The organism is Pseudomonas sp. IT-P74 (assembly GCF_949768175.1).
Lineage (GTDB): Bacteria > Pseudomonadota > Gammaproteobacteria > Pseudomonadales > Pseudomonadaceae > Aquipseudomonas.
In genome coordinates, this window is record NZ_CATKQD010000011.1 from 182055 (window position 1) to 203463 (window position 21409).

23 protein-coding genes and 3 tRNA genes are annotated in these 21409 nt (G+C 59.6%); 7 read left to right on the forward strand and 19 right to left on the reverse strand.

From position 1 onward, the window contains the following. Positions 1 to 11 precede the first annotated feature (11 nt). The 7 genes from rbsD to ACM6J5_RS09820 form a co-directional block, all read right to left on the reverse strand. On the reverse strand, positions 12 to 416 hold the full coding sequence (rbsD, locus tag ACM6J5_RS09790; RefSeq protein ID WP_414928360.1) for a D-ribose pyranase: 405 nt from the start codon (positions 414 to 416) through the stop codon (positions 12 to 14). Further along, on the reverse strand, positions 413 to 1330 hold the full coding sequence (gene rbsK, locus ACM6J5_RS09795) for a ribokinase (protein ID WP_414928361.1): 918 nt from the start codon (positions 1328 to 1330) through the stop codon (positions 413 to 415). Before rbsK ends, rbsD begins: the two co-directional genes overlap by 4 nt. Positions 1331 to 1405: 75 nt before the next feature. Continuing rightward, entirely contained in the window at positions 1406 to 2425 is a 1020-nt protein-coding gene (locus tag ACM6J5_RS09800) for a LacI family DNA-binding transcriptional regulator (RefSeq protein ID WP_414928362.1), read from the reverse strand. Positions 2426 to 2428: 3 nt separating this feature from the next. Next, positions 2429 to 3406 carry an ABC transporter permease gene (locus tag ACM6J5_RS09805; RefSeq protein ID WP_414928363.1) on the reverse strand — a complete coding sequence of 326 codons (978 nt, stop codon included), beginning with the start codon at positions 3404 to 3406 and terminating at the stop codon, positions 2429 to 2431. Then, a complete protein-coding gene (locus ACM6J5_RS09810; protein WP_095943652.1) occupies positions 3403 to 4956 on the reverse strand; it encodes a sugar ABC transporter ATP-binding protein in 1554 nt (517 codons plus the stop codon). The genes ACM6J5_RS09805 and ACM6J5_RS09810 overlap by 4 nt, the downstream gene beginning before the upstream one ends. A 55-nt stretch (positions 4957 to 5011) precedes the next feature. Further along, positions 5012 to 5968 carry a sugar ABC transporter substrate-binding protein gene (locus ACM6J5_RS09815; protein WP_095943653.1) on the reverse strand — a complete coding sequence of 319 codons (957 nt, stop codon included), beginning with the start codon at positions 5966 to 5968 and terminating at the stop codon, positions 5012 to 5014. Positions 5969 to 6161: 193 nt separating this feature from the next. Beyond that, positions 6162 to 6623, reverse strand: a complete 462-nt coding sequence (locus ACM6J5_RS09820; protein WP_095943654.1) for a hypothetical protein — start codon at positions 6621 to 6623, stop codon at positions 6162 to 6164. A gap of 352 nt (positions 6624 to 6975) precedes the next feature. Between ACM6J5_RS09820 and ACM6J5_RS09825 the strand changes: the two genes are divergently transcribed. The 3 genes from ACM6J5_RS09825 to ACM6J5_RS09835 all read left to right on the forward strand — a co-directional run bounded on the left by ACM6J5_RS09825 (position 6976) and on the right by ACM6J5_RS09835 (position 9208). Then, positions 6976 to 8064, forward strand: coding sequence for an asparaginase (locus tag ACM6J5_RS09825; protein ID WP_095943655.1), 1089 nt, complete (start codon positions 6976 to 6978; stop codon positions 8062 to 8064). Positions 8065 to 8244: 180 nt separating this feature from the next. Then, a complete protein-coding gene (locus tag ACM6J5_RS09830; protein ID WP_414928364.1) occupies positions 8245 to 8514 on the forward strand; it encodes a DUF1654 domain-containing protein in 270 nt (89 codons plus the stop codon). 4 nt (positions 8515 to 8518) lie between these two features. Next, positions 8519 to 9208, forward strand: a complete 690-nt coding sequence (locus ACM6J5_RS09835; RefSeq protein ID WP_414928365.1) for an endonuclease — start codon at positions 8519 to 8521, stop codon at positions 9206 to 9208. Between the two features lie 84 nt (positions 9209 to 9292). Here ACM6J5_RS09835 and ACM6J5_RS09840 read toward each other — a convergent pair whose 3' ends face one another. Continuing rightward, positions 9293 to 9658 carry an SPOR domain-containing protein gene (locus tag ACM6J5_RS09840; protein WP_150672781.1) on the reverse strand — a complete coding sequence of 122 codons (366 nt, stop codon included), beginning with the start codon at positions 9656 to 9658 and terminating at the stop codon, positions 9293 to 9295. A gap of 250 nt (positions 9659 to 9908) precedes the next feature. Here ACM6J5_RS09840 and csrA point away from each other — a divergent pair, with 250 nt between their 5' ends. Next, a complete protein-coding gene (gene csrA, locus ACM6J5_RS09845; RefSeq protein WP_007975691.1) occupies positions 9909 to 10100 on the forward strand; it encodes a carbon storage regulator CsrA in 192 nt (63 codons plus the stop codon). 185 nt (positions 10101 to 10285) lie between these two features. On the opposite strand, the gene ACM6J5_RS09850 is transcribed toward csrA, so the two are convergent. Next, the gene (locus tag ACM6J5_RS09850) at positions 10286 to 10741 is read right to left on the reverse strand and encodes a DUF2214 family protein (protein ID WP_414928366.1); all 456 of its coding nucleotides are present in this window, start codon (positions 10739 to 10741) and stop codon (positions 10286 to 10288) included. A gap of 203 nt (positions 10742 to 10944) precedes the next feature. On the opposite strand from ACM6J5_RS09850, the gene ACM6J5_RS09855 reads away from it, so the two are divergent. Next, entirely contained in the window at positions 10945 to 11697 is a 753-nt protein-coding gene (locus tag ACM6J5_RS09855) for a carbonic anhydrase (protein WP_095943660.1), read from the forward strand. A 77-nt stretch (positions 11698 to 11774) separates the two neighbouring features. Here ACM6J5_RS09855 and ACM6J5_RS09860 read toward each other — a convergent pair whose 3' ends face one another. Next, positions 11775 to 11969 (reverse strand): hypothetical protein, encoded by a 195-nt coding sequence (locus ACM6J5_RS09860; RefSeq protein WP_095943661.1) that lies wholly within the window; start codon positions 11967 to 11969, stop codon positions 11775 to 11777. A gap of 251 nt (positions 11970 to 12220) precedes the next feature. On the opposite strand from ACM6J5_RS09860, the gene ACM6J5_RS09865 reads away from it, so the two are divergent. Then, complete coding sequence (locus ACM6J5_RS09865; RefSeq protein WP_095943662.1) at positions 12221 to 12433, forward strand: hypothetical protein; 213 nt, start codon at positions 12221 to 12223, stop codon at positions 12431 to 12433. A 4-nt stretch (positions 12434 to 12437) separates the two neighbouring features. On the opposite strand, the gene ACM6J5_RS09870 is transcribed toward ACM6J5_RS09865, so the two are convergent. The 3 genes from ACM6J5_RS09870 to ACM6J5_RS09880 all read right to left on the reverse strand — a co-directional run bounded on the left by ACM6J5_RS09870 (position 12438) and on the right by ACM6J5_RS09880 (position 13509). Continuing rightward, entirely contained in the window at positions 12438 to 12647 is a 210-nt protein-coding gene (locus ACM6J5_RS09870) for a hypothetical protein (protein WP_095943663.1), read from the reverse strand. 39 nt (positions 12648 to 12686) lie between these two features. Beyond that, the gene (locus ACM6J5_RS09875) at positions 12687 to 13007 is read right to left on the reverse strand and encodes a hypothetical protein (protein ID WP_095943664.1); all 321 of its coding nucleotides are present in this window, start codon (positions 13005 to 13007) and stop codon (positions 12687 to 12689) included. A 425-nt stretch (positions 13008 to 13432) separates the two neighbouring features. Next, positions 13433 to 13509 (reverse strand) — tRNA-Val (locus ACM6J5_RS09880). Between the two features lie 184 nt (positions 13510 to 13693). Here ACM6J5_RS09880 and ACM6J5_RS09885 point away from each other — a divergent pair. Continuing rightward, a complete protein-coding gene (locus tag ACM6J5_RS09885; protein WP_150672783.1) occupies positions 13694 to 14977 on the forward strand; it encodes an NAD(P)/FAD-dependent oxidoreductase in 1284 nt (427 codons plus the stop codon). Positions 14978 to 15108: 131 nt separating this feature from the next. On the opposite strand, the gene ACM6J5_RS09890 is transcribed toward ACM6J5_RS09885, so the two are convergent. From ACM6J5_RS09890 to ACM6J5_RS09915, 6 genes are all read right to left on the reverse strand, one after another. Then, the gene (locus ACM6J5_RS09890; RefSeq protein WP_414928367.1) at positions 15109 to 16080 is read right to left on the reverse strand and encodes an XdhC family protein; all 972 of its coding nucleotides are present in this window, start codon (positions 16078 to 16080) and stop codon (positions 15109 to 15111) included. Position 16081: 1 nt separating this feature from the next. Next, a complete protein-coding gene (locus tag ACM6J5_RS09895) occupies positions 16082 to 17320 on the reverse strand; it encodes a cytochrome c (RefSeq protein WP_150672785.1) in 1239 nt (412 codons plus the stop codon). 2 nt (positions 17321 to 17322) lie between these two features. Continuing rightward, positions 17323 to 17862, reverse strand: a complete 540-nt coding sequence (locus tag ACM6J5_RS09900; RefSeq protein WP_007982256.1) for a (2Fe-2S)-binding protein — start codon at positions 17860 to 17862, stop codon at positions 17323 to 17325. Next, on the reverse strand, positions 17855 to 20686 hold the full coding sequence (locus ACM6J5_RS09905) for a xanthine dehydrogenase family protein molybdopterin-binding subunit (RefSeq protein ID WP_414928368.1): 2832 nt from the start codon (positions 20684 to 20686) through the stop codon (positions 17855 to 17857). Before ACM6J5_RS09905 ends, ACM6J5_RS09900 begins: the two co-directional genes overlap by 8 nt. 461 nt (positions 20687 to 21147) lie before the next feature. Then, positions 21148 to 21224, reverse strand: a tRNA-Asp gene (locus tag ACM6J5_RS09910). Between the two features lie 92 nt (positions 21225 to 21316). After that, positions 21317 to 21393: transfer RNA gene (locus ACM6J5_RS09915), tRNA-Asp, on the reverse strand. Positions 21394 to 21409: the final 16 nt, after the last annotated feature.

The following is a 21409-nucleotide window of genomic DNA, read 5'->3' on the forward strand; positions in this document are numbered from 1 at the left end:
CGGACAGCCCGTCAAAACGTAACGCCGGCGACCAGCACAATGTTGCAGTACGGCTGGCATTCGCCTGTACGAACAATCGCCTTCGCTTGTCGGCTCAGGACCTTGAATTGTTCATGGGTGAGCAACTCACGCCGCCCCAACGCGCCTTCGCCGTCCAGGTCTTCGAGCGCGACCAGGGCCGACGGCTTTTTATCGAAGATTTCCTGAGCCAGCACATGGCTTTCGACCTGCATCTCACTGAGTACGACTTTCAAGGTGCTGACAAAATCCGGAATGCCATGGGTCAAGGCCAGGTCGATCAATTCAACGCCCGGTGGAACCGGTAATCCGGCGTCTGCGATGACGACCAAGTCGCCATGTCCCAATGAAGCGATCAGTCGCGACAGCGCAATGTTGAGCAGGGGTGTCTTTTTCATGGGGTTTTAAACGCCTGTACATCGCTCAGGGCGGGAATCGAAGGTTGTGCGCCAGCTCGGGTGACCGACAGCGCCGCGGCCACCTGTCCGAAGCGAATCGCCTGCGCCTCATCCTTACCCGCAGCCAAGGCCGCAGCGAAACCGCCGACAAACGTATCGCCGGCCGCCGTGGTATCGACAGCCTTCACCACGGGCGCGGGAAAATGCTCGAAGCCTTGGCCATCGGCAAACAGCGAACCTTGCGCGCCGAGGGTGATGATCACCTTGCCGGCGCCCAGGGCAATCAGGCGGGTCGCCGCGGCTTGTGCGGTGTCCAGGGAGTCCACCGACAGACCGCTCAGGGCCGATGCTTCGCTTTCGTTGGGAATCAGGTAATCGATGGACGCGTACCAGTCCGGTGGCAACGGGCGGCTGACCGGTGCCGGGTTGAGGATGACCGTCTTGCCCAGCTCGCGGCCGCGCTTGAGCGCATGGCCAACAGAAGCATCGGGCACTTCCAGCTGACAGATGAGCACGTCCGCCGCCTGTATCACCGAATCAAAACGGTCGATGGCTTCAGCGGTCAATTCACCGTTGGCGCCGGGGACGATCACGATGGTGTTCTGACTGCTGTCGTCGACCACAATCAATGCCACGCCGCTGGAGCCGTCAACGGTGCTCACCGCCTGGCAATCGATCTGCTCGGCCAACAACGCCCCGCGCAGCGCCTCACCATAAGCGTCATTGCCCACGCAGCCGATCATCGACACCCGGGCTCCCAGCCGCGCCGCAGCCACGGCCTGATTGGCGCCCTTGCCGCCGGAGACGGTGGTAAACGACTGACCTATCAGCGTTTCGCCACCCTTGGGCAAGCGTGGTGCCCGGGTCACCAGGTCCATGTTCAAACTGCCTATTACCACTACTTTTGCTGGCATACATTGCTACTCATCGAGTCTGTTTCGGCGGCGCTGTGGATTCAGCGGCTTTCTGCTTTCAACGGCTTTCTATTTTCAACGGAAGTGGTCAAACACGCCGGCCAGCGGCGCCGTCGATTCACGGATGACGATACTCGGCGTCACGATCCGCTGATCGGTCGCCAGGCCCGGCGTGGCGATTCGCCGTAAAAGCACTTCGGCGGCCATTTCGCCGAGTTGCAGGATCGATTGCCCGACCGTGGTCAACGACGGATAGACATACCGACTCATCTGGATATCGTCGAAGCCGATCACCGACAACTCGCTCGGTACGCGAATATTGCGCTCGGCGGCCGCCCGCAGCACGCCGATGCCGATCATGTCGTTGGCCGCAAAAATGGCACTAGGCGGATTGCTCTCCAGCAGAATCGCGGCGGCGCTGTAACCGCCGGTGCTGGTGAAGTCGCTTTCCAGCATGCGCTCGGGAGAGACTTCGATGCCCGCCTCCTTCAACGCCCGGCGATAACCCGCCAGCCGCATCTGCGCCACACTGGTGTTTTCCGGCCCGCTGATCGTGGCGATGTCCCGGTGCCCCAACTCCAACAGGTGCCGGGTCGCCAGATACGCGCCGTATTCATGGTCGATGCGCACCAGGTCCGCATCGATACCGTCCAGTCCGCGGTCGACGATCACCATGGGTGTGCGGACGCCTTTGAGCCCTTGTACCAGGCCACTGTCACCACCGGCCGAGGCGACAATCAGGCCGTCGATGCGTTTTTCCAGCAGCACACGCAGGTAGCTGCGCTGCTTGTCCGGATTGTCGTCGGAGTTGCACAGGATGACGCAGTAACCGTTTCGCTCGCAGTAATCCTCGATACCCCGGGCCAGTTCGGCGAAATACGGGTTGAGGCTGTTGGGGACAAGCAGGCCGATGGTCGCCGTGGTCTTGGCCTTGAGCGAACGGGCCACCGCGCTGGGAACGTAGTCGAGGGTCTGGATGGCCGCTTCGACTTTGATCCGGACTTCTTCACTGACCGGGCGGGTCTTGTTCACCACATGGGAAACCGTGGTGTAGGAAATGCCGGCAAGGGCTGCCACATCTTTGATCGTCGCCATGACTCAGGTCCGCCGGCTTGCGCGTTGACTGCGATAGGTGTCCAGCACCACCGCCACCACGATCACCGCGCCGGTGATGATGCGTTTGGTCGGCTCGGTTGCGCCGATCTGCGCCAGCCCCGCGGCCAGCACGGAAATAATCAGCACGCCAAAAAACGTGCTGATCACCGAGCCGCGCCCGCCCATCAGGCTGGTGCCGCCGATCACGACGGCCGCGATCACTTGCAATTCAAGACCGGAGCCGGCATTCGGGTCGGCGGCTTCCAGGCGGGAAATCTGAAACAACGCGGCAACACCGGCCAGCAACCCCATCAGGCTGAAGACCAGGATTTTGTAAGGCTTGGGATTGATCCCCGCCAACCGCACCGCCTCTTCGTTGGTGCCGATACCGATCAGGTAGCGACCGAACACCGTGCGGGTCAACACGGCCTGGGCGATGAAAATGATCAGCAACGCGATGATGAACGACGGTGAAATGCCGAAGGCGATCGGGTTGGACAACCAGGCGAACGCATCGCCGATGTAGGCCGTACGCGAACCGGTCATCTGGTACGCCACCCCGCGAGCCATTTCCAGCACGCCCAGGGACACGATGAACGACGGAATCCGCCAGGCCACAGTGATCGAGCCGGTGATGGTACCGGCGAGCGCCGCGACGGCCATGCCCAGCAGCGCCGCCGGCAACACGCCCCAGCCCCAGCCAAGCATCGCCACGCTCACGGTCGAGGCCGCCAGCGCCAGCACCGAGCCTACCGACAGGTCGATGCCACCGATGATCAACACAAAGGTCATGCCGACCGCCAGCACCATCAGGTCCGGAATCTGGTTGGCCAGGGTGCTGAAGGTATCGTAGGACAGAAAGTGACTGCTCAGCACCGAGAACAGCACGATCATCGCCAACAAGGCACCCGCCAGGCCCAGATAGGTGCCCAGGCCGTAGAAGTTGCCACTGCGTTTGCCGGCGTAAGAAGCGGTATTCATGGAAGATCCCTAGGCGCGGCTTCGTTAAGCAGCGCATCACGTTTTTGGTAGCCCGCAAAAGCAGCGGCGAGCAACTCATCCTGGGTCCAGCTGTCGCGATCGAATGTATCGATCAGGCGCCCGGCCGACAGCACGCCGATCCGGTCGCAGATCAGCATCAGCTCACGCAAGTCGCTGGAGACCACCACCAGCGCCTTGCCCTGGCGGGTCAATTCGCCGAGCAGGTTGTAGATATCGAACTTGGCGCCGACGTCGATGCCGCGTGTCGGCTCGTCGAACAGCAGCACCGAGCAATCGCGCTCCAGCCAACGGCCGATGACGACTTTCTGCTGATTACCGCCGGACAACTCGGACACCAACTGTGCCGGACCGGAGCTGCGAATGCGCATGGCATCGATCTGACGCTGGGCCAGGGCGTTTTCGCCATCGTTGTCGACAAAGCCCGCTCTGGAGATGCCGGGCATGTTGCCCAAGGCGATATTGGCGCCGATCGACTGCGTCAACAAAAGGCCTTCGCCCTTGCGATCTTCAGTGATCAACGCGATGCCATGCCCGACCGCATCCACCGGCGAGCGCACATTGATGACCTGCGCCGGCGCCCCCAGGGCAATCGTGCCGCTGTCGGCGATATCGGCACCGAAGATCAGACGCAGCAACTCGGTGCGCCCCGCGCCGATCAAACCGGAAATGCCGAAAATCTCTCCGGCACGGACTTCGAACGACACGTCGCGAACCTTGTCGGCACGGCTCAGGCCCTTGACCGTCAACACCGGAGCGCCGATCTTGCGCGCCCCCATATCGATGTGTTCGCCGAGCTCGCGGCCGACCATCAGCGTGACCAGTTGCTCGCTGTTGTAGTTGGCCATCGGCTCGACGCAGACCAGGTTGCCATCGCGCAGCACGGCAATGCGCTGCGCGACTCGCGCCAGCTCTTCGAGGCGATGGGAGATGTAGATGATCGATACGCCGCGAGCCTGCAGACGGGTAATCTGCTCGAACAGCATTTCGACTTCGCGGGCAGTGAGCATCGCGGTCGGCTCATCGAGAATCAGCACATGACAATCGCCAATCAGGTTACGGGCGATCTCGACCATTTGCTGGTGGCCGATACCCAGTTCGCCGACCAGGGTGTCCGGGTCAATGGCGTCGAGCCCGACATGCGCCATGGCCTCGATGGCGGCCTTGCGCAACTGCTTGCGACTGATCCAGCCGCCCTTGCTGGGCAGGTTGTCGAGAAACAGGTTTTCCGCCACCGACAGGGTCGGTAGCAGATTGAGCTCCTGCATGACCATGCGGATACCCAGCGCCTCAGCCTGAGCCCGGCTACCCGGACGATAGTCCTGCCCCTGAAACCGCATCTGGCCGGTGGTCGGCGTGACCAGCCCGCCAATAATCTTCGAAAGCGTGCTTTTGCCCGCACCGTTCTCGCCGGTCAACGCCAGCACTTCCCCGCGCATGAGCGTCAGGTCGATGCCGGCCAGGACCGGTTGGGCGTAGGTCTTGCCGATACCGCTGACCGAAAGGACAGCGTTCGGAGCGCAAACTGACATAAAAACTCTCCATGCGCTCGTCCGGCTGGACGAGCGCCGTTGCGTCGCCAGAAGGTTACTTGGTGACCAGTTCAACCGGCGTTTCGATCACGCCATTGGCGCCGCCTTCGACCTTCTCGCCCTTGAGAATCTTCAATGCAGTCTCGATGCCGAACACCGCCTGCCTGGCCGCAAACTGGTCCGCGGTGGCCAGCACACGGCCATCCTTGAGCATTGGCTGGATGGCATTGATGTTGTCGTAGCCGACCACTTGCACCTTGCCGGCCTTGCCCGCGGCGCGCACCGCAGACACCGCACCGACCGCCATGCTGTCGTTGCCGGCCAACAGGGCCTTGGTTTGCGGATATTCGCTGAGAATCGATGCAGCGACCTTGTTGCCCTTGTCGATCTCCCAGTCACCGGATTGCAGGGACACGACCTTGATCTGCGCCGCCTCCATCGCATCCTTGAAACCCGCGGTCCGCTGTTGGGCATTGGTGGTGGTGGACACACCTTCGATGATGCCGACTTCGTCACCGGCCTTCAGCTGTTTGGCCAGGTAATCGCCCACCAGCCGTGCGCCCTTGCGGTTGTCCGGGCCTACGAACGGAACATTGATGTTTTTGCTTTTGACGACAGCGGGGTCCAACTGGTTGTCGATGTTGATCACGGTGATACCGGCATCGATGGCTTTCTTGATCACCGGGACCATGGCCTTGGAGTCTGCCGGTGCAATCACCAAGGCATTGACCTTGGCCAGGATCATCTGCTCGACGATGCGCGTCTGGCCCGCGGTGTCGGTTTCATCCTTGATGCCGTTGGAGATGAGGTCGAATTCGCCGGAGTGATCTTTCTGGTAGGCCTTGGCGCCGTCCTCCATGGTCAGGAAGAACTCGTTGGCCAGGGATTTCATGACCAGAGCGACTTTCGGTTTTTCAGCGGTTTCAGCAAAGGCCGAAGAGACAGGCAGTGCAGCGGATGCGGCAGCCAGCATAGCGACAGCGAGAAGACGTCCAGCGAATGGCAGCTTCATGGGTTCACTCCGATCTTATGATTATTGTGAGCAACGCTTGCGCTGGCGTAAGCTTCACGGCCCACCGCGATGAAAAGCCATCATTGGAGCCGCGCAAACGTTTGCGTTAACCAAACTATGCGAACCCTGCCGGTATTTGTCAACGACCTGAAATGCGCTTTCAGAGATGCCTGGCAAAAAAACGGCATTCAATTCATGCCGTGGTGTTGACCACCGTTCCCGTGCCGGAACCCTTGGCCAGCTCCTTGATCAGGCTTGCGCTCACTTGCAGGATGGCGCCGTTGGTGTCGGCAACCTGCCCCTGAATGGCCGCTACCGCGGTGGTCTTGGCTTCCGGGGTTGGATAGGACGCTGCCTGGGTTTGCGCCAGTTGCTGCTGTTGCTCGCGCAATTGCTGCTGCAACTCCTTCAGACGCTTGAGCAAGACCTTCACCGCAACGCTGGTGTTATCGCTGGTTTGCGATTCAGCCTGTGCGCCGGCGCTCTCCCCCAGACCTACCGGGCCCGTCTTGACCTGAGTGCCATCGCTTTTCTTTGTACCCAGCGCTTGGGCGGCCGCATCAGCTGCTGCGTCGCTCAAGGCGCGAAGGGTAGTGGCCGATTTGCCACCGATGGTGACGCCGGCGGCATTGGGTATGCCAACAGATAACGACATGTGAACTCCTGAAGAAAAAGATCCCTTGAAGGAGCATCGACCGGCGCGGGCGTTTCTTGAGTCGTCAGTGATGATTTGATCCGTTGAAATCTTAAACAAGACCGCGATCCGTTTCGGAGAGCCGAACGCGAAAGTTAAACATGTTCGGCATTCCGGACGCCCCGCCCCCGAAACCGGGTTGGCCACAAACATAAATATCGTTACAAATCATTAACTTAAACGAGTTTTTCGATTCAAGGCATTACTGGTACAGATCCTGCTCTTCCTCTCGCACCTCCGGCATTCAGATTCGCCCGGGGCGTATCTAGATGAACCTGCATCTGCACCGTCTCACAACTAGAAGAGAAAAATAATGACATCTGCACTCAAGACCTTTGTTCCGGGCGCCTTGGCCCTGCTGCTGCTTCTGCCCACCGCCCTTCAGGCCAAAGAAGCCGAAACCCAACAGAAACTGGCCAACGTGGTGATCCTGGCCACGGGCGGCACCATTGCCGGCGCGGGGGCCAGCGCCGCCAACAGCGCGACCTATCAAGCGGCGAAAGTCGGCATTGAACAGTTGATCGCCGGCGTTCCTGAACTGAGCCAATTGGCTAATGTTCGCGGCGAACAGGTCATGCAAATCGCCTCCGAAAGCATCACCAACGAAAACCTGCTGCAACTGGGTCGCCGCGTAGCCGAACTGGCCGACAGCAAAGACGTCGATGGCATCGTGATCACCCATGGCACCGACACCCTGGAAGAAACGGCGTACTTCCTGAACCTGGTGGAAAAAACCGAGAAGCCGATCATCGTCGTGGGCTCCATGCGCCCAGGTACCGCGATGTCCGCCGATGGCATGTTGAACCTGTACAACGCGGTGGCCGTGGCCAGCAGCAAGGACGCGCGAGGCAAAGGCGTGCTGGTGACCATGAACGATGAAATCCAGTCGGGTCGCGACGTCAGCAAAATGATCAACATCAAGACCGAAGCGTTTAAAAGCGCCTGGGGTCCGCTGGGCATGGTGGTAGAAGGCAAATCCTACTGGTTCCGCTTGCCAGCCAAGCGCCACACCATGGATTCCGAGTTCGACATCAAGACCATCAAGAGCCTGCCTGACGTCGAGATCGCCTATTCCTACGGCAATGTCAGCGACACTGCTTACAAGGCCCTGGCTCAATCCGGCGCCAAAGCCATCATCCACGCAGGCACCGGCAATGGCTCGGTATCGTCGCGGGTAGTTCCATCCCTGCAAGCCTTGCGCAAGGACGGCGTGCAGATCATTCGCTCCTCCCACGTCAACGCCGGCGGCTTTGTATTGCGCAACGCCGAACAGCCTGACGATAAATACGACTGGGTCGTGGCTCACGATCTGAACCCGCAAAAGGCCCGGATCCTGGCAATGGTCGCGCTGACCAAAACCAATGACAGCAAAGAGCTGCAACGGATGTTCTGGGAATACTGATTCGCCCTCGCCCGACCGACCGGTCGGGCACCCCGTGCGCCACTCGCCAGCCTTGGCGAGTGGCTGCCGCTGGATCTTACAAAAAAACTTCCTTCGCCTTACGCCAAACGGAACAAATCGCTGTCAGAGGATTTTCTTGGTTTTTAAGCAGTTGCGAAATGGCCTACAGTTAAATACTGTATGCACGTACAGCTTAATAAGGATAATTCTGTGGACACCACCTCTGACTCTCCTGACACCTATGTACGCATGGGCCTGCGCGTTCAGAAAATCATCAACTCTCCCACCGCACAAAAGGCCAGGGCGGCACTGATCTTCCGCCTGCCTGACGAACCGGTGGATGAATGGGAACGCTTGCTGGAAGAAATCGACGAGAACGACAACGTCACCCTCGCTTATCGCGACGATGGCGGCGTGCAGATTTTCTGGGCTGTGCCGAAGGAAGATTGAGTCGATGAGTGTCCGCTGGTTTGCTTTGCTGTTTCTGTTTTTTGTCATGGGCGCGCAAGCCGACGCGCCGCGCACCTTCACCGAAGCGAAAAAGGTCGCCTGGACGCTCTACGCGCCTCAGTCCACCGAGTTTTACTGTGGCTGCAAGTACACCGGCAACCGGGTGAACCTTGCCGCCTGCGGTTATGTGCCCCGTAAAAATGCCAAACGTGCAGCCCGCATCGAGTGGGAGCATATTGTTCCGGCCTGGCAAATCGGCCATCAACGCCAATGCTGGCAACAGGGCGGCCGCAAGAACTGCACCCGCTACGACCCGGTTTACCAGAAGGCCGAGGCTGATTTGCACAACCTGGTGCCCAGCATTGGCGAAGTCAATGGCGATCGCAGCAACTTCAGCTTCGGCTGGCTGCCCGAGCAGTCGGGGCAATATGGTTCCTGCCTGACCCAGGTCGACTTCAAGGCCAGGAAAGTCATGCCCCGCCCTTCCATTCGCGGCATGATCGCCAGGACCTACTTCTACATGAGCAAGCAATACGGCTTGCGTCTGTCGAAACAGGATCGGCAACTGTATGAAGCCTGGGACAAGACCTATCCGGTACAGGCCTGGGAGCGCCAACGCAACCAGAGCGTGGGGTGCGTCATGGGACGCGGCAACGAGTTCGTCGGCCCGGTAGACATGAAGGCCTGCGGCTGAATCCGGAACGGGACACCTGAAACGACAAAGGCCTCGAGGTTAAACACCCGAGGCCTTTTTTGTATCTCCAGCGTCTGCGCTACGTTATTGAGCGGCTGGACGCTCAAGCACCAGCAATTCGATATTTTGTTTCTTCGAGCGAGTGAGCGCCGCGCGAACTTCATCCTGTTTGGCTTCGGCCTCGGCTTTCGAATTGAACGGCCCCATCAGGATTCGGGTATTGCCATTCTCCTTGACGACGCTGGACATGAAGCTGTGCTCGATCAGCCAGCCACTCAAATCGCTGACCGCCTGAGGGGTTTCACCTCGCACTTCAAGATCCCATTGCGGGCCGGACACTGGCGCAGGCACGACAGCCATGGCCGGCTTGGGCTTTGGCGCATCCACACTGCTGCCCTCGCCACATCCCGCCAGTGCCAATATCGCGATGACCAAAACCATTTTGCGCACGACGCTTCCCTCCAAATGCATAAAGCGGCGATTTTAACACCCATGAATACTTCACGAGTGCCGTAAAATGGGCTTAAAACAACGAGAATGATGGTTGCGGCCTCTGTATAGTTACGCCTTGGGAATTAATGCCGCATCTGCGCGTCAGAATGAGGCACCCAAACCGCGAGACTTCGCACTAATCTATACATAACACCGACCTCTGCACTGTCCGAATCAGGTGCCCCACAAAGCAATCAAGGAGAAGACCATGCTGATACTCACCCGCAAAGTCGGTGAAAGCATAAACATAGGTGATGACATTACGATCACCATCCTCGGCGTAAGCGGCCAGCAAGTCAGGATCGGCATCAACGCTCCGAAGGACGTTGCAGTGCATCGTGAAGAGATTTACCAGCGTATTCAGGCCGGCCTGACCGCCCCGGAAAAGCCGCAATCCTGAATCCTGTTGCAGTCAGTAGCCAGCCCGTTCAGTCCGGAATCACGGCTGGCTAAAGATTCAGTACCCCATCGCCCTGCACTTTCGCCCCCACCCAAACCCCAGGGGCTGATACTAGCGGCAAGCCTCACTCCATTGCTGTCAGACTTTTCTGGTTTACCCCAGGGAAGGATGCGTTCACTGCGCGATCAACCCAGCATCACGCCTCGCGCCATGCCCGTCGCCGCCACCACCATCAGCAGCACCAGCAGCGCCTCGATATGACTGATCCGTGCAAACAGCTTCGCACGGCCGGTATCGATCGCCATTTTACGGGCAAGCGCTATTCGCCACTTGATCAGCGTCACCATGGGTGCGATTTCCAGCAGCAAGATCAGGACGAACAGCGTCATCTTCAGATGAAACAGCGGCTGATGCAGGTAATAGTCCGTGCCTTTCTCGTACCCGCCAAACGCTCGCACCCCCCCACTGATCAATAAAAGGACAGCTGAGATACCCCATATATTGTCCGCCATCAGAACACTGCGCACCTCTGCGGCTCCATCGGCCAAACGCCGAAAAGCCGTGCCTCGAACCAACACGGCCCAAAACCCCAGGGCAAATGCCAGAAGATGAACCGCCGCCAGAAACCAGTGAGTCAGCATCGAGAAACTCCTGCCAGGTCGAAGTTGTTTGAGCCTGTCAGTAGTAGCCCATGAAATGACTGCGTGCACGGCATCCGCGGACAATGCCCGAAACAGAATATGACAGACCAACTAGACTCCACTGCGCTGGTACTGAGCGTCCGCGGCAATACCCGCCCCAACAGCAACTCACTCCCACCGCATTGAACTGAGTAAACAAAATCATGTGTGAATCATGTGATTCAAGCTCTGCTTCAAACACAACAGGCCGTCGTCGTTTTCTTCAATTTGCCGGATTGAGCGCAGGCGCCCTGCTGCTGACCGGCACACTGCCCGGCAAGATCATCCAGGCAGCCGAAAAAGCGTCAGCCCCACCCAAACCTCAAAACGTAATCAATCCCGACATGGCGTTGCAAAGACTGATGGAGGGCAATGCACGATATGTAGGCGGTACTTCCACAACGCACGATTTCAAGGCAGAGCGAGAGGCCCTGGTGTCCGGTCAAAATCCGTTCGTGGCCGTGCTGAGTTGCTCTGACTCGAGGATCGCCCCGGAATATGCGTTCGACACCGCGCGCGGCGATCTTTTCTCCATTCGCGTCGCGGGCAACTTCGTTACCCCGGAAGGCTTGGCCAGTCTTGAATACGGAGTTGCCGTATTGGGCGCCCCGCTGATTCTCGTACTCGGGCATGAGAGCTGCGGCGCCATCGAGGCCGGTATCAAGGCCGTCAAGGATCAGACGATTTTCCCCGGGCATATCCCGAAACTGACTGAGGCACTCAAGTCGGCAGTCGAGGCAGTACTCAAGCAGCCCGGGAACCTGATGGAAAACGCCACCGCGCAAAACGTCAAGAATTCGGTCAACAGCCTGAAGCAGGCCTCACCATTGCTGACCGATGCGCAGAGCAAAGGCGTGCTGAAGATCGTAGGCGGTATCTATCGCCTGGCGAGCGGCAAGGTAGAGCTGATCGCTTGATCCACGAAGCGCACCTCGCCGGCATCGGTGCATGACCCCGCATCGGCAAAGAGCCCAGCGCGACGGCTGGGCTCTGGTTATCTTCGGTTTTGCATCATTTTATCCGCGAGGGTTCTGGCCCTCTCGATCAACAGGTTCTGCCTGTCCTCGTGGGTAGCCCCACCCACAATCGGAGCAGTCAGATTGCTTTCGGCAATCAATGCAGCGCAGAAATATCGATCCCAGACAGCCGTGTCCACAGGTGCCTGCTTGCTCATTTGATCGGCGTTCATAGACGGCTCCTTTTGATGAGGTCGCATCGCTAGTTTACGCCTGAATAACAAAAAATCCGGGCCATCATTCACAGTGGCTCGCCATTCGTCGCCTGCCAGAACACCACGAGGAATTCGCCCCTATCTGTGGCTTGAGGCTTGCTAAGATCGCCCGTAGCAGCGCCGTAACGACAGGATTCTGACGCCGCAGCCCTTCAATCAATGCTTAAGGACGCCAGCGATACGCTTGGTCAGTCACCGGGAGATGTAACGTGTCAACGCTCAACGAAATCGCAATGAACCACGCGAGAATGGCCAGGGAAAAAGCAGAAAAGTCGATCGAACTGAGCGAGCAACACTTCCAGATCGTAGCAAGCTTCGAAGTACCGTCCATTGAAGTACAGCAGAACATCCCAATGCACCTGATCGCGGGAGTACAGGAAGGCCACCACAACTCCCGCCAGTCAACGCCTTCTGGTCGGTGACGATTTACGACGGGTCAACGACAGGATCATCGACGCGGCCGCTTTTTCCAGCTTCCGGATACTCACTCGTCACCGAGTTAGCGGCATCTACATCTACCATTTCTTCATCGACAGGTGCTTCGTCGTCCGCGGGCAGCGGAACTTCAGATTCTTCACGCCCGGAATCATCGCTCTGCCGGGAAGTGTTTATAGGAGCGCTCTCATCAATGTGCATGCTGACTCTCCATACTGATTCGCGGATGTTTAGCCCGAACTAACCGCCCTGGGTATCTATATCAGCATCTTGAACCGGTTTATGTTCAGGCTCGGATTTGAAATCGGGGCTGTAAGAGTTTCCTTTAGCTACGGGATCGTGCTTTGGATTATTAGGCGCAGTGGCTGAACCAAACGGATCAGACACGTATGTCGAATCCTGATCATTCCCCAGCTCATTTTTCCCACTGCCGGGGTTGATCCGGGATTTCTTCAGCGGCACATCAGGCCGCCTTGGATCATGGCCTGTTTCGTTATCCGCACTGCTGCCCGCGCCACCCTGTTGCGATATGTTTCCTGGAGCATTCTCATCAATATCCATGCTGGCTCTCCGTATGGTTACGTGAAATGTCCGTGCTTGAACATGAGAGACGCTGAAGCGCTGGTAAGTGCAAAGCAGTGGACGAATGGCGAGAACGAAAAACCCGGCTCACTGGCCATATTGCTGTTCAGTTGAGGAAATTGTAGGAGCGAGCTTGCTCGCGATGGACCTGAGAACACCGCGGGGTATCAGGTTTGCAGCGTCATCGTTAACGACCATCGCGAGCAGGCTCGCGCCTACAGGGGACCACATTCGCTTAAGTGAACAGCAGAAATTCCCGCAGGAGTACATTCAGGCGCTGATGAGGCATGCAGACGAGAGGCCAGGTTGGCGTTTTGAGTGAGGGCTTTGAAAATCTCAGCCAACAAAAAAGGGCCCACCTTTCGGTGAGCCCTTCTAGACCGCCCAGCAGAGCGGATTTTGTTTGGTAGGCGCGATTGGACTCGAACCAACGACCCCCACCATGTCAAGGTGGTGCTCTAACCAACTGAGCTACGTGCCTGCTGTGAGGCGGCATTCTACGGAATTCCGGAGGGGTGTCAACACCTTTTTTCGCGCTAACCCTATGAATATGCAAAATATTTAATTTTGCCGGTTCAAAGAAGATTTTCCGGGTGGCTGGCGGGCGATTTTCAACTCGGGTAGGATCAATGCACTCGTAAAATATATTAAACAGAGGCTACCGGATGGCTAACACTCCCTACCCCGAGTCCTATTACGCCGCATCGGCCAATGCGGTTCCGCCGCGCCCGGCGTTGCAGGATGACGTCGAGACCGATGTCTGTGTGATTGGCGCCGGTTATACGGGGCTGTCCTCTGCCCTGTTTCTGCTGGAGAACGGCTTCAAGGTCACGGTGCTCGAAGCCGCCAGGGTGGGTTTCGGGGCGTCCGGGCGTAATGGCGGGCAGATCGTTAACAGCTATAGCCGCGATATCGATGTCATCGAACGCACGGTCGGTCCCAAGCAGGCCCAGTTGCTGGGGCAGATGGCGTTCGAGGGCGGACGAATCATTCGTGAACGGGTCGCCAGGTACAACATTCAGTGCGACTTGAAGGACGGTGGCGTGTTCGCCGCGATGACCGCCAAGCAGATGGGGCATCTCGAATCCCAGAAGCGATTGTGGGAGCGTTTCGGCCATACCCAACTTGAGTTGATGGATCAACGTCGCATCCGCGAAGTAGTGGCCTGCGATCAATACGTCGGCGGGATGCTCGACATGAGTGGCGGCCACATCCATCCGCTTAACCTGGCGCTGGGTGAAGCGGCGGCGGTCGAGTCCCTGGGGGGGACGATTTATGAGCAGTCGCCGGCGGTGCGCATTGTGCGTGGCGCGAATCCGGTGGTGCACACGCCGCAGGGTAAGGTCCGGGCCAAATTCATCATCGTCGCCGGCAACGCTTATCTGGGCAACCTGGTGCCGGAACTGGCCGCCAAGTCGATGCCTTGCGGCACGCAGGTGATTACCACCGAGCCATTGGGCGAAGAACTGGCCAAGACCCTGTTGCCTCAGGATTACTGTGTCGAAGACTGCAATTACCTGCTCGACTACTACCGACTCAGCGGCGACAAGCGTCTGATTTTCGGTGGTGGCGTGGTGTATGGCGCGCGGGATCCGGCGAACATCGAAGCGATCATCCGGCCGAAGATGCTCAAGGCATTTCCGCAGCTCAAGGACGTGAAGATCGATTACGCGTGGACAGGCAATTTCCTGCTGACCCTGTCGCGCCTGCCCCAGGTCGGACGGCTGGGCGACAACATCTACTATTCCCAAGGCTGCAGCGGCCATGGCGTGACTTACACGCATCTGGCGGGCAAGGTGCTGGCCGAGGCATTACGCGGTCAGGCAGAGCGTTTTGATGCGTTTGCCGACCTGCCCCACTACCCGTTCCCCGGCGGGCAAATGCTGCGCACACCGTTTGCGGCATTGGGTGCGTGGTATTACGGATTGCGGGATAAGTTCGGGTACTAAGCGGCACGCAATACATTGTAGGAGCGAGCCGGCTCCGGGCGGCGATCCGACGATATCGGTCTAGCAGCCAACGAATATGTTGGATGCTACGACCTCATCGCGAGCAGGCTCGCTCCCACAGGGGTTTTGGGTTAGAGACAATCCCGCGCGATACCGCTGCGAATCCGCAGGATGTCCGCCAACACCGACAAGGCAATCTCTGCAGGCGTCTTGCTGCCCAGGTTCAAACCGATCGGCGCATGAATCCGCCCCAACTCGACATCTCCCAACCCACCAATGCGCCGCAAGCGCTCGAAGCGCTTTTGCGAAGTTTGCATGGAGCCCATCACACCGATGTAGAACGCCTCGGTGCGAACTGCCTCCATCATCGCCAGGTCATCGATACGTGGATCGTGGGTTAATGCCACCACCGCCGTGTCGCTGTGACAGCCACCGTCAGCGATAAACACCGACGGCAGTTGGCGACGAATCTCCACGTTTTCCAGCACGACGCCTTCCAACACTTCGTCCCGCGGGTCACACAGAATCACCTCGAACCCCAGGCCCACGGCAAACTCCGCACAGGCCTGGGCGACACTGGAATACCCCGCCAGCAGCAAGCGCTGGGCCGCGCCGACGCGCACACGCACCCGGTCGATTTCACGCTCGATACGCACACCCTGCTCACGATCATCGAACAGACTGCGCGCACCGCTGAGCAAATCAACCTCGCGGATCAACCGACGTCGGCCCAACAGCGCCGACTCCAGTTCCCGCAGATGCGCCTGCACCTCGCAATCGGCCTCAAGCTTCTCGACCAGCACATCCAGCACCCCGCCACACGGCAGGCTGACGCGTGAGCGGGGGTCGTCGCCTTCGCCGTAACGAACAACGCTGACCGGCTCCAGAAACGCGCCCTCGGCGACTCGCTCGAGAAAGTCTTCCTCGACACAGCCACCGGACAGCGAGCCAATCCAGTGCCCCTGCGTGTTCACCGCCAACAGCGAACCCGGTGCGCGCGGTGCCGAGCCGTAAGTGGCCAGCACCGTACACAGCCAGATGCGCTGTCCGGCCGCCGACCACTCCAGCGCCCGGCGTATCACTTGCAGATCCAGATGCTGCATGTCAGTGGGCCTTGTGCTCGAGCGGCGGCGCATCGGCACGCAACTTCTGCACGTCATTCACAGCCAGATCATTCGGCTGACCGCCCCAACCCTGACGCAGGTAGTTCAGCAGATCCGTGAGTTGCGCATCGCTCAACTTGTCGACAAATCCCGGCATCGGTTGCATGTGTTCGAAACCGGAGAACTTCTGCTCACCGATACCGTCGTCGATCACCCGTACCAGGTTGCGCGGATCTTCCAGGCGCAGCGTGGTGTTGCCGCGCATGGCCACCGCGATGTGCGGCTTGCCCTCACCGCCCGGTGCATGGCAACCGGCGCAGACATTCAAATATTCCTGACGGCCGCGCTGGGCACTTGGGCTCAGCTTGTCCAACGGCACTTCGGTGAGCACTTTCGCCGCAGGTGGCTGATCGCCGAGCAGGAAAGTCGCCATCGCCGCCAGATCCGGATCGCTGAGGCCCTGGGTGCTGTTGTGAAACACCGGGAACATCTCGTTGAACATCGTGCCCTGGGCGCTCATGCCGTGCTTGAGGAACGAGCTCAGGTCCTGATGATTCCAGCCACGGGCCGCCAGGTCAGTGGCCAGCAGGCTCGGTGCCAGATAACCATTGAGAATGCCACCGGTCATGCGCTTGTCCATCTGCATCGCACCGGGCAGGCCGCGAGGCGTGTGGCACTCGCCACAGTGCCCCAGCACGTCGACCATGTACTGGCCGCGCTTCCAGGCTTCGCTTTTGCCTTCGGCAGGCTCCAGCTTCACATCCTTGCCGTACACCATGTTCCAGCCCATCAGGCCCAGGCGCACGTTGAACGGGAAGCTCAGGCTGGTAACCGGTGCTGCACGCTCGATCGGCTCGACGGTTTTCAGGTAGGCATGAATCGCGTCGGAATCTGCACGCGGGATCAAGTGATACGAGGTGTAGGGCATCGCCGGATACAGGTTCGCGCCGTCGCGGCGCTTGCCTTCGGTCAGCGCGGCGAAGAACTCGTCATCGTTGTACTGGCCGATGCCGTGCTCTTTACTCGGGGTGATGTTGGTGCCGTAGATCGTGCCGAACGGCGACACGATCGGCAGGCCGCCCGCGTATGGGGCGCCACCCGGTGCGGTGTGGCACGCCATGCAGTCGGCGGCGCGGGCGAGGTACTCGCCTTGCTTGACCTGCGCATCATCCGCGTGAGCCGCCACCACAGGCGCAACCAGACCAACCGCCAACGCCAGGCGGCTAAGTAGAAGCTTCATGCTTAACCCTCCTTGACCAGGCCGAGATCGGTCAGCACGTTGCGGGTGGCGCTGTAGTAGCGCACGTACCCGGTGCAACGGCAGATGTGATGACCGAGGCTGTCCTCGATGACTTTTTCCAGCTGGCTTTTGACGATCGGCTGGCGCTGCAGCTTTTCCACCAGCACGGTCGCGGCATTGACGAAGCCTGGCGCGCAATAGCTGCACTGGAAGGCGAACTCGTCGACGAAGCGCTGCTGGATCGGGTTCAGTTCGGTGACCTTGCCCTGCTCGTCGCGGGTCGCATGGCCTTCGATGGTCCGAACCTTCTTGCCTTCGAAATAGTGTGCGCCGGTGATGCAGGTGCGCACTTCTTCGCTGGTGCCGTCCGGGTTGTCGACGATCACCACGCAAGCGTGGCAGATACCCTGGCCGCAACCCAGGCGCGAACCGGTGAGGTTCTTGTACTCGTGCAGGTAGTCGATCATCGGCAGGTCATCAGGGATGTCCACCGGGCCGACGGATTGACCGTTGAGGGTCAGTTGAAGCGGACGGTTAGCCATTGAGGGCCTCCTTGATGCGTGCAGAAGTGATAGGCAGGTCGCGGACACGTTTACCGATGGCATGGGCCACGGCGTTGCCGATGGCACCGACCACCGGGATCATCACCACCTCGGCGATGCCCTTGGACGGGTCGCTCGGCGACAATGGCGGCAGGATGTCCGCCGTCTGCTTCCACACCGCGACGTGACGCGCCATCGGCAAACGGTAACGGTTGAAGTTCCAGTCACCCTCCCCCGGCCCGCCTTCGTACAGCGGCATCTCTTCCATCAGCGCGTGGCCGATGCCCATGGCGATACCGCCTTCGAGCTGGCCCCTGACCAGTTCTTCCACCAGCACCCGACCGCACTCGACCCACGAGTGATGGTTGAGTACCGACACTTCGTTCGAACCCTTGTTGACCTTCACTTCCACCAGCGTCGCAACCGGGCTGTAGTAAGTCACCGCCGCGTTGTTCAACTGGGTCGCCGGGTAGGCGATGCCCTGCCGATCCAGCAGATGGAAACCGGCGCTGTTCATCTGCGCCTTCTTCGCCTTCGGTGCACCGTCGCCGTACTTCACGGCCAGGCCGTCGAGCGGCAAGCGCTCACGCACGCCGTCGATGCTGAACTCGGCCTCGGCCCAGCTCCAGCGATTGAAACCGTGCACGGTGGCACCGCTCACCAGGCCACGTTCGTGAACGCGCCTGGCCAGCATGGCGAATGGCAGTGGCTCCATGCCGTTGGCCGTGAGCTTGCCGTCGACCCAGTGGGCGTCTTCGCGGCGCACCACGTAAGGGTTGGCCTGGCCGCCGTAAGGGCCCTGGCGCCAGATCTCCAGCGCCGCCGGCCACAGGCCGTGGTTGAACAGCACGCGCGCCGCTTCACGGGTGGCGTGGCTGAAGTAGTACGCCGAGTTGGTGGCCGACGAAGCCGAAGCCACCTTGCCGACCCAGCGTGGATTGCGCAGGAAATTGTCCTGCTCCGCCTGGCTCATGATGTACGGGTTGCCGCCACTGATCAGCTGCAACTCTTTCCATTCGGTTTCGCCGGTCTTCACTTCGTGCGCCGGGATACCGAGGAAATCGGCCACGACCATGGCCTGGGAGGTGGACATGCCGGTGCCGATTTCGATACCGATGTGGCGCAGGCTGATGCGACCTTCGGCAGTGAATTCAATGCTGGCCATCGGCGCTTCGGAACCGGTGCCGAAGTCTTTCTGGCAGATGGCGAAACCCACCCCGTACCAGTTGTCCGGGTCGGCGGCTTCGCGCTGCTTCTTGATCGCCTCGCGGTTTTTCCAGGTGTCGTGGACCGCCGCCTTGTCGAGAATCTCGTGCAGGCGCAAGGCACCGGCCGGGATCGCGCCCTGGGTGTTTTTCATGCCCGAGCGCAGTGCGTTCTTGCGGCGCAGTTCGATAGCATCGACACCGAGGCGACCGGCGATTTCGTCAACCATCATCTCGGTCGCCGCCATGCTCTGCAGGGTGCCATAGCCACGCATCGACCCGGCTTCAACGGCGCGGGAGTGGTAGGCCGTGACCTGCAGATCGTTCTGCGGCATGTAGTAGATCGACTGTGCCGCCGTGGCGCCCACCGCCGCCACCGAAGGGCTGTAGTTGATTCGCCCGCCACCGTCGACGCTCATCTCGCAGCGGAAAATCTTGAAGCTGTGGTCGGTCTTGTCCACCGCCAATTGGTAGCGGATGTCGAACGGGTGACGCTTGATCCCGCTCTGGAACTGCTCGTAACGGTCGTTGGCCAGGCGAACCGGCACACCGGCGCCGTACAACGCCGCCAGCGCTGCGTAGTAGACGAAAATGTTGTGGTCTTTCGAGCCATAACCGACGGTGTAACCCGGGTGCATGTTCAGGTTGGCCAGGCCGAAACGCGACGGCGCGATCATCTTCGCGGTTTCGGTCGCCGCTTCCAGCGGACACTGGGTGGCGACGACGAAATGCAGGGTCTTGGTCGCCGGGTCATACCAGCCGTTGCCGTTGTCCGGCTCCAGGGCAGCCGGTTCGATCGACGGGGTCTTGTAGCGCTCGTCGAAAACCAGCCAGTTGTCCGGTGGCGTATCGATCTGCTGCTTCATGCACTCGGCGTAGAACAACCCGCGCTCGGTCAGGTTGCCGTGCAGGTTCGGCTGGGCGTTCCACACCGGACGACGGTTTTTCAGCATCGGGAACAGGATCGAATCCTTGAGGCTGGCGAACTCGTCTTCATCCGCCGAGGTCGCGCCGCCAACACGCACGTAGCGGAAGCTGCCGTACGGATCGCCTTCGTAGAACGGCACCTGGGTACCGTAACGAATCGCCTTGTCATTGAACTTGAGTTGGTTCTTGGCCTGACGGAAGCGCTCGAAATCGTTCCAGATCAGGATCGCCACCGGGTGCCCGATGAACATCGGCACCTTGCCGGCCGGCAGCAACGGATCCGGGGCGTGCTCCTCAGGGAACACGATGCCGTCCTTGACCAGGTCTTCGGCAGTAACGATGCGGTCCGGCTGCAACCCGGCATCGAGCCACGACAGGTCGATGCCTGCAAAGATGTGGTCGGCCTTGATGGTTTTGAGCAGCATGGCGTGGCCTTGCTGCTGCGGCCAGCCCGGCATGTCCTTGGCGCGGATGTCGCGGGCAAAGACCTTGCTGCCGCAGACCTTGGACAAGGCATCGTTACGGGCGCGCGCCTTGCCATTGTTGCCGAGCCACTGCTCGGACGGCACGGTCACGCTGTTTTCCATCAAGGCGGCCAGCGCCTGGCTGCTCAACGGCGTGAGCGTCACGCTCACGCCCGCTACCAGCCCGCCCTGAAGGAACGAGCGCCGGGATATATCACGGTTGGACATGGATCATCCTCTGGGCGGTTATGGGGTCCGCCCTTCTGGTTATGTTCTGGAAAATCTCGAGTCTTGCAGAAGCCCTTTTCGACGATGCAAAGGGCTGTTGTTGACAGTGCAAAGCTGACCGAAAGGTTAAGTTTATAGGCTTATGGCCTTACGGAAAACCAAAAACTGACCAGAAAATCAAAAAAACGCGACTATTCGACGCAGCACAGTAATAGTAGACGTGAATCTCGGTAGCGCGAGGTCAGGGGGGGGCGCTGAACGACGGCGTCGTCAGCTCCAATCGGCCATTCATGCAAAGGGGCATGCAGAAAGGTCCGCCTGGAAAAAGGCGAGAGGAGAAAAACCTGAATTTCAGATACAAAAAACCCCGGCCTTTCGACCAGGGTCTTTGCTATCGACTCGAAGTAAACCTGCGGTTTTCTTCGTAGCTCCAAGGCGTTCAGTGGGCCTCGGGGCAGATATGGCGCAGCGGACGGGACTCGAACCCGCGACCCCCGGCGTGACAGGCCGGTATTCTAACCGACTGAACTACCGCTGCGTATCGCTTTGGACTTTCGCCCAAGTAACTCGTCTGATTGAAAACTCAGTAGCTTTTCAATCTCGAGCCAGGCATGCCTGACTCGGAAAATATGGCGCAGCGGACGGGACTCGAACCCGCGACCCCCGGCGTGACAGGCCGGTATTCTAACCGACTGAACTACCGCTGCGCGTCGGTGGAGGCAT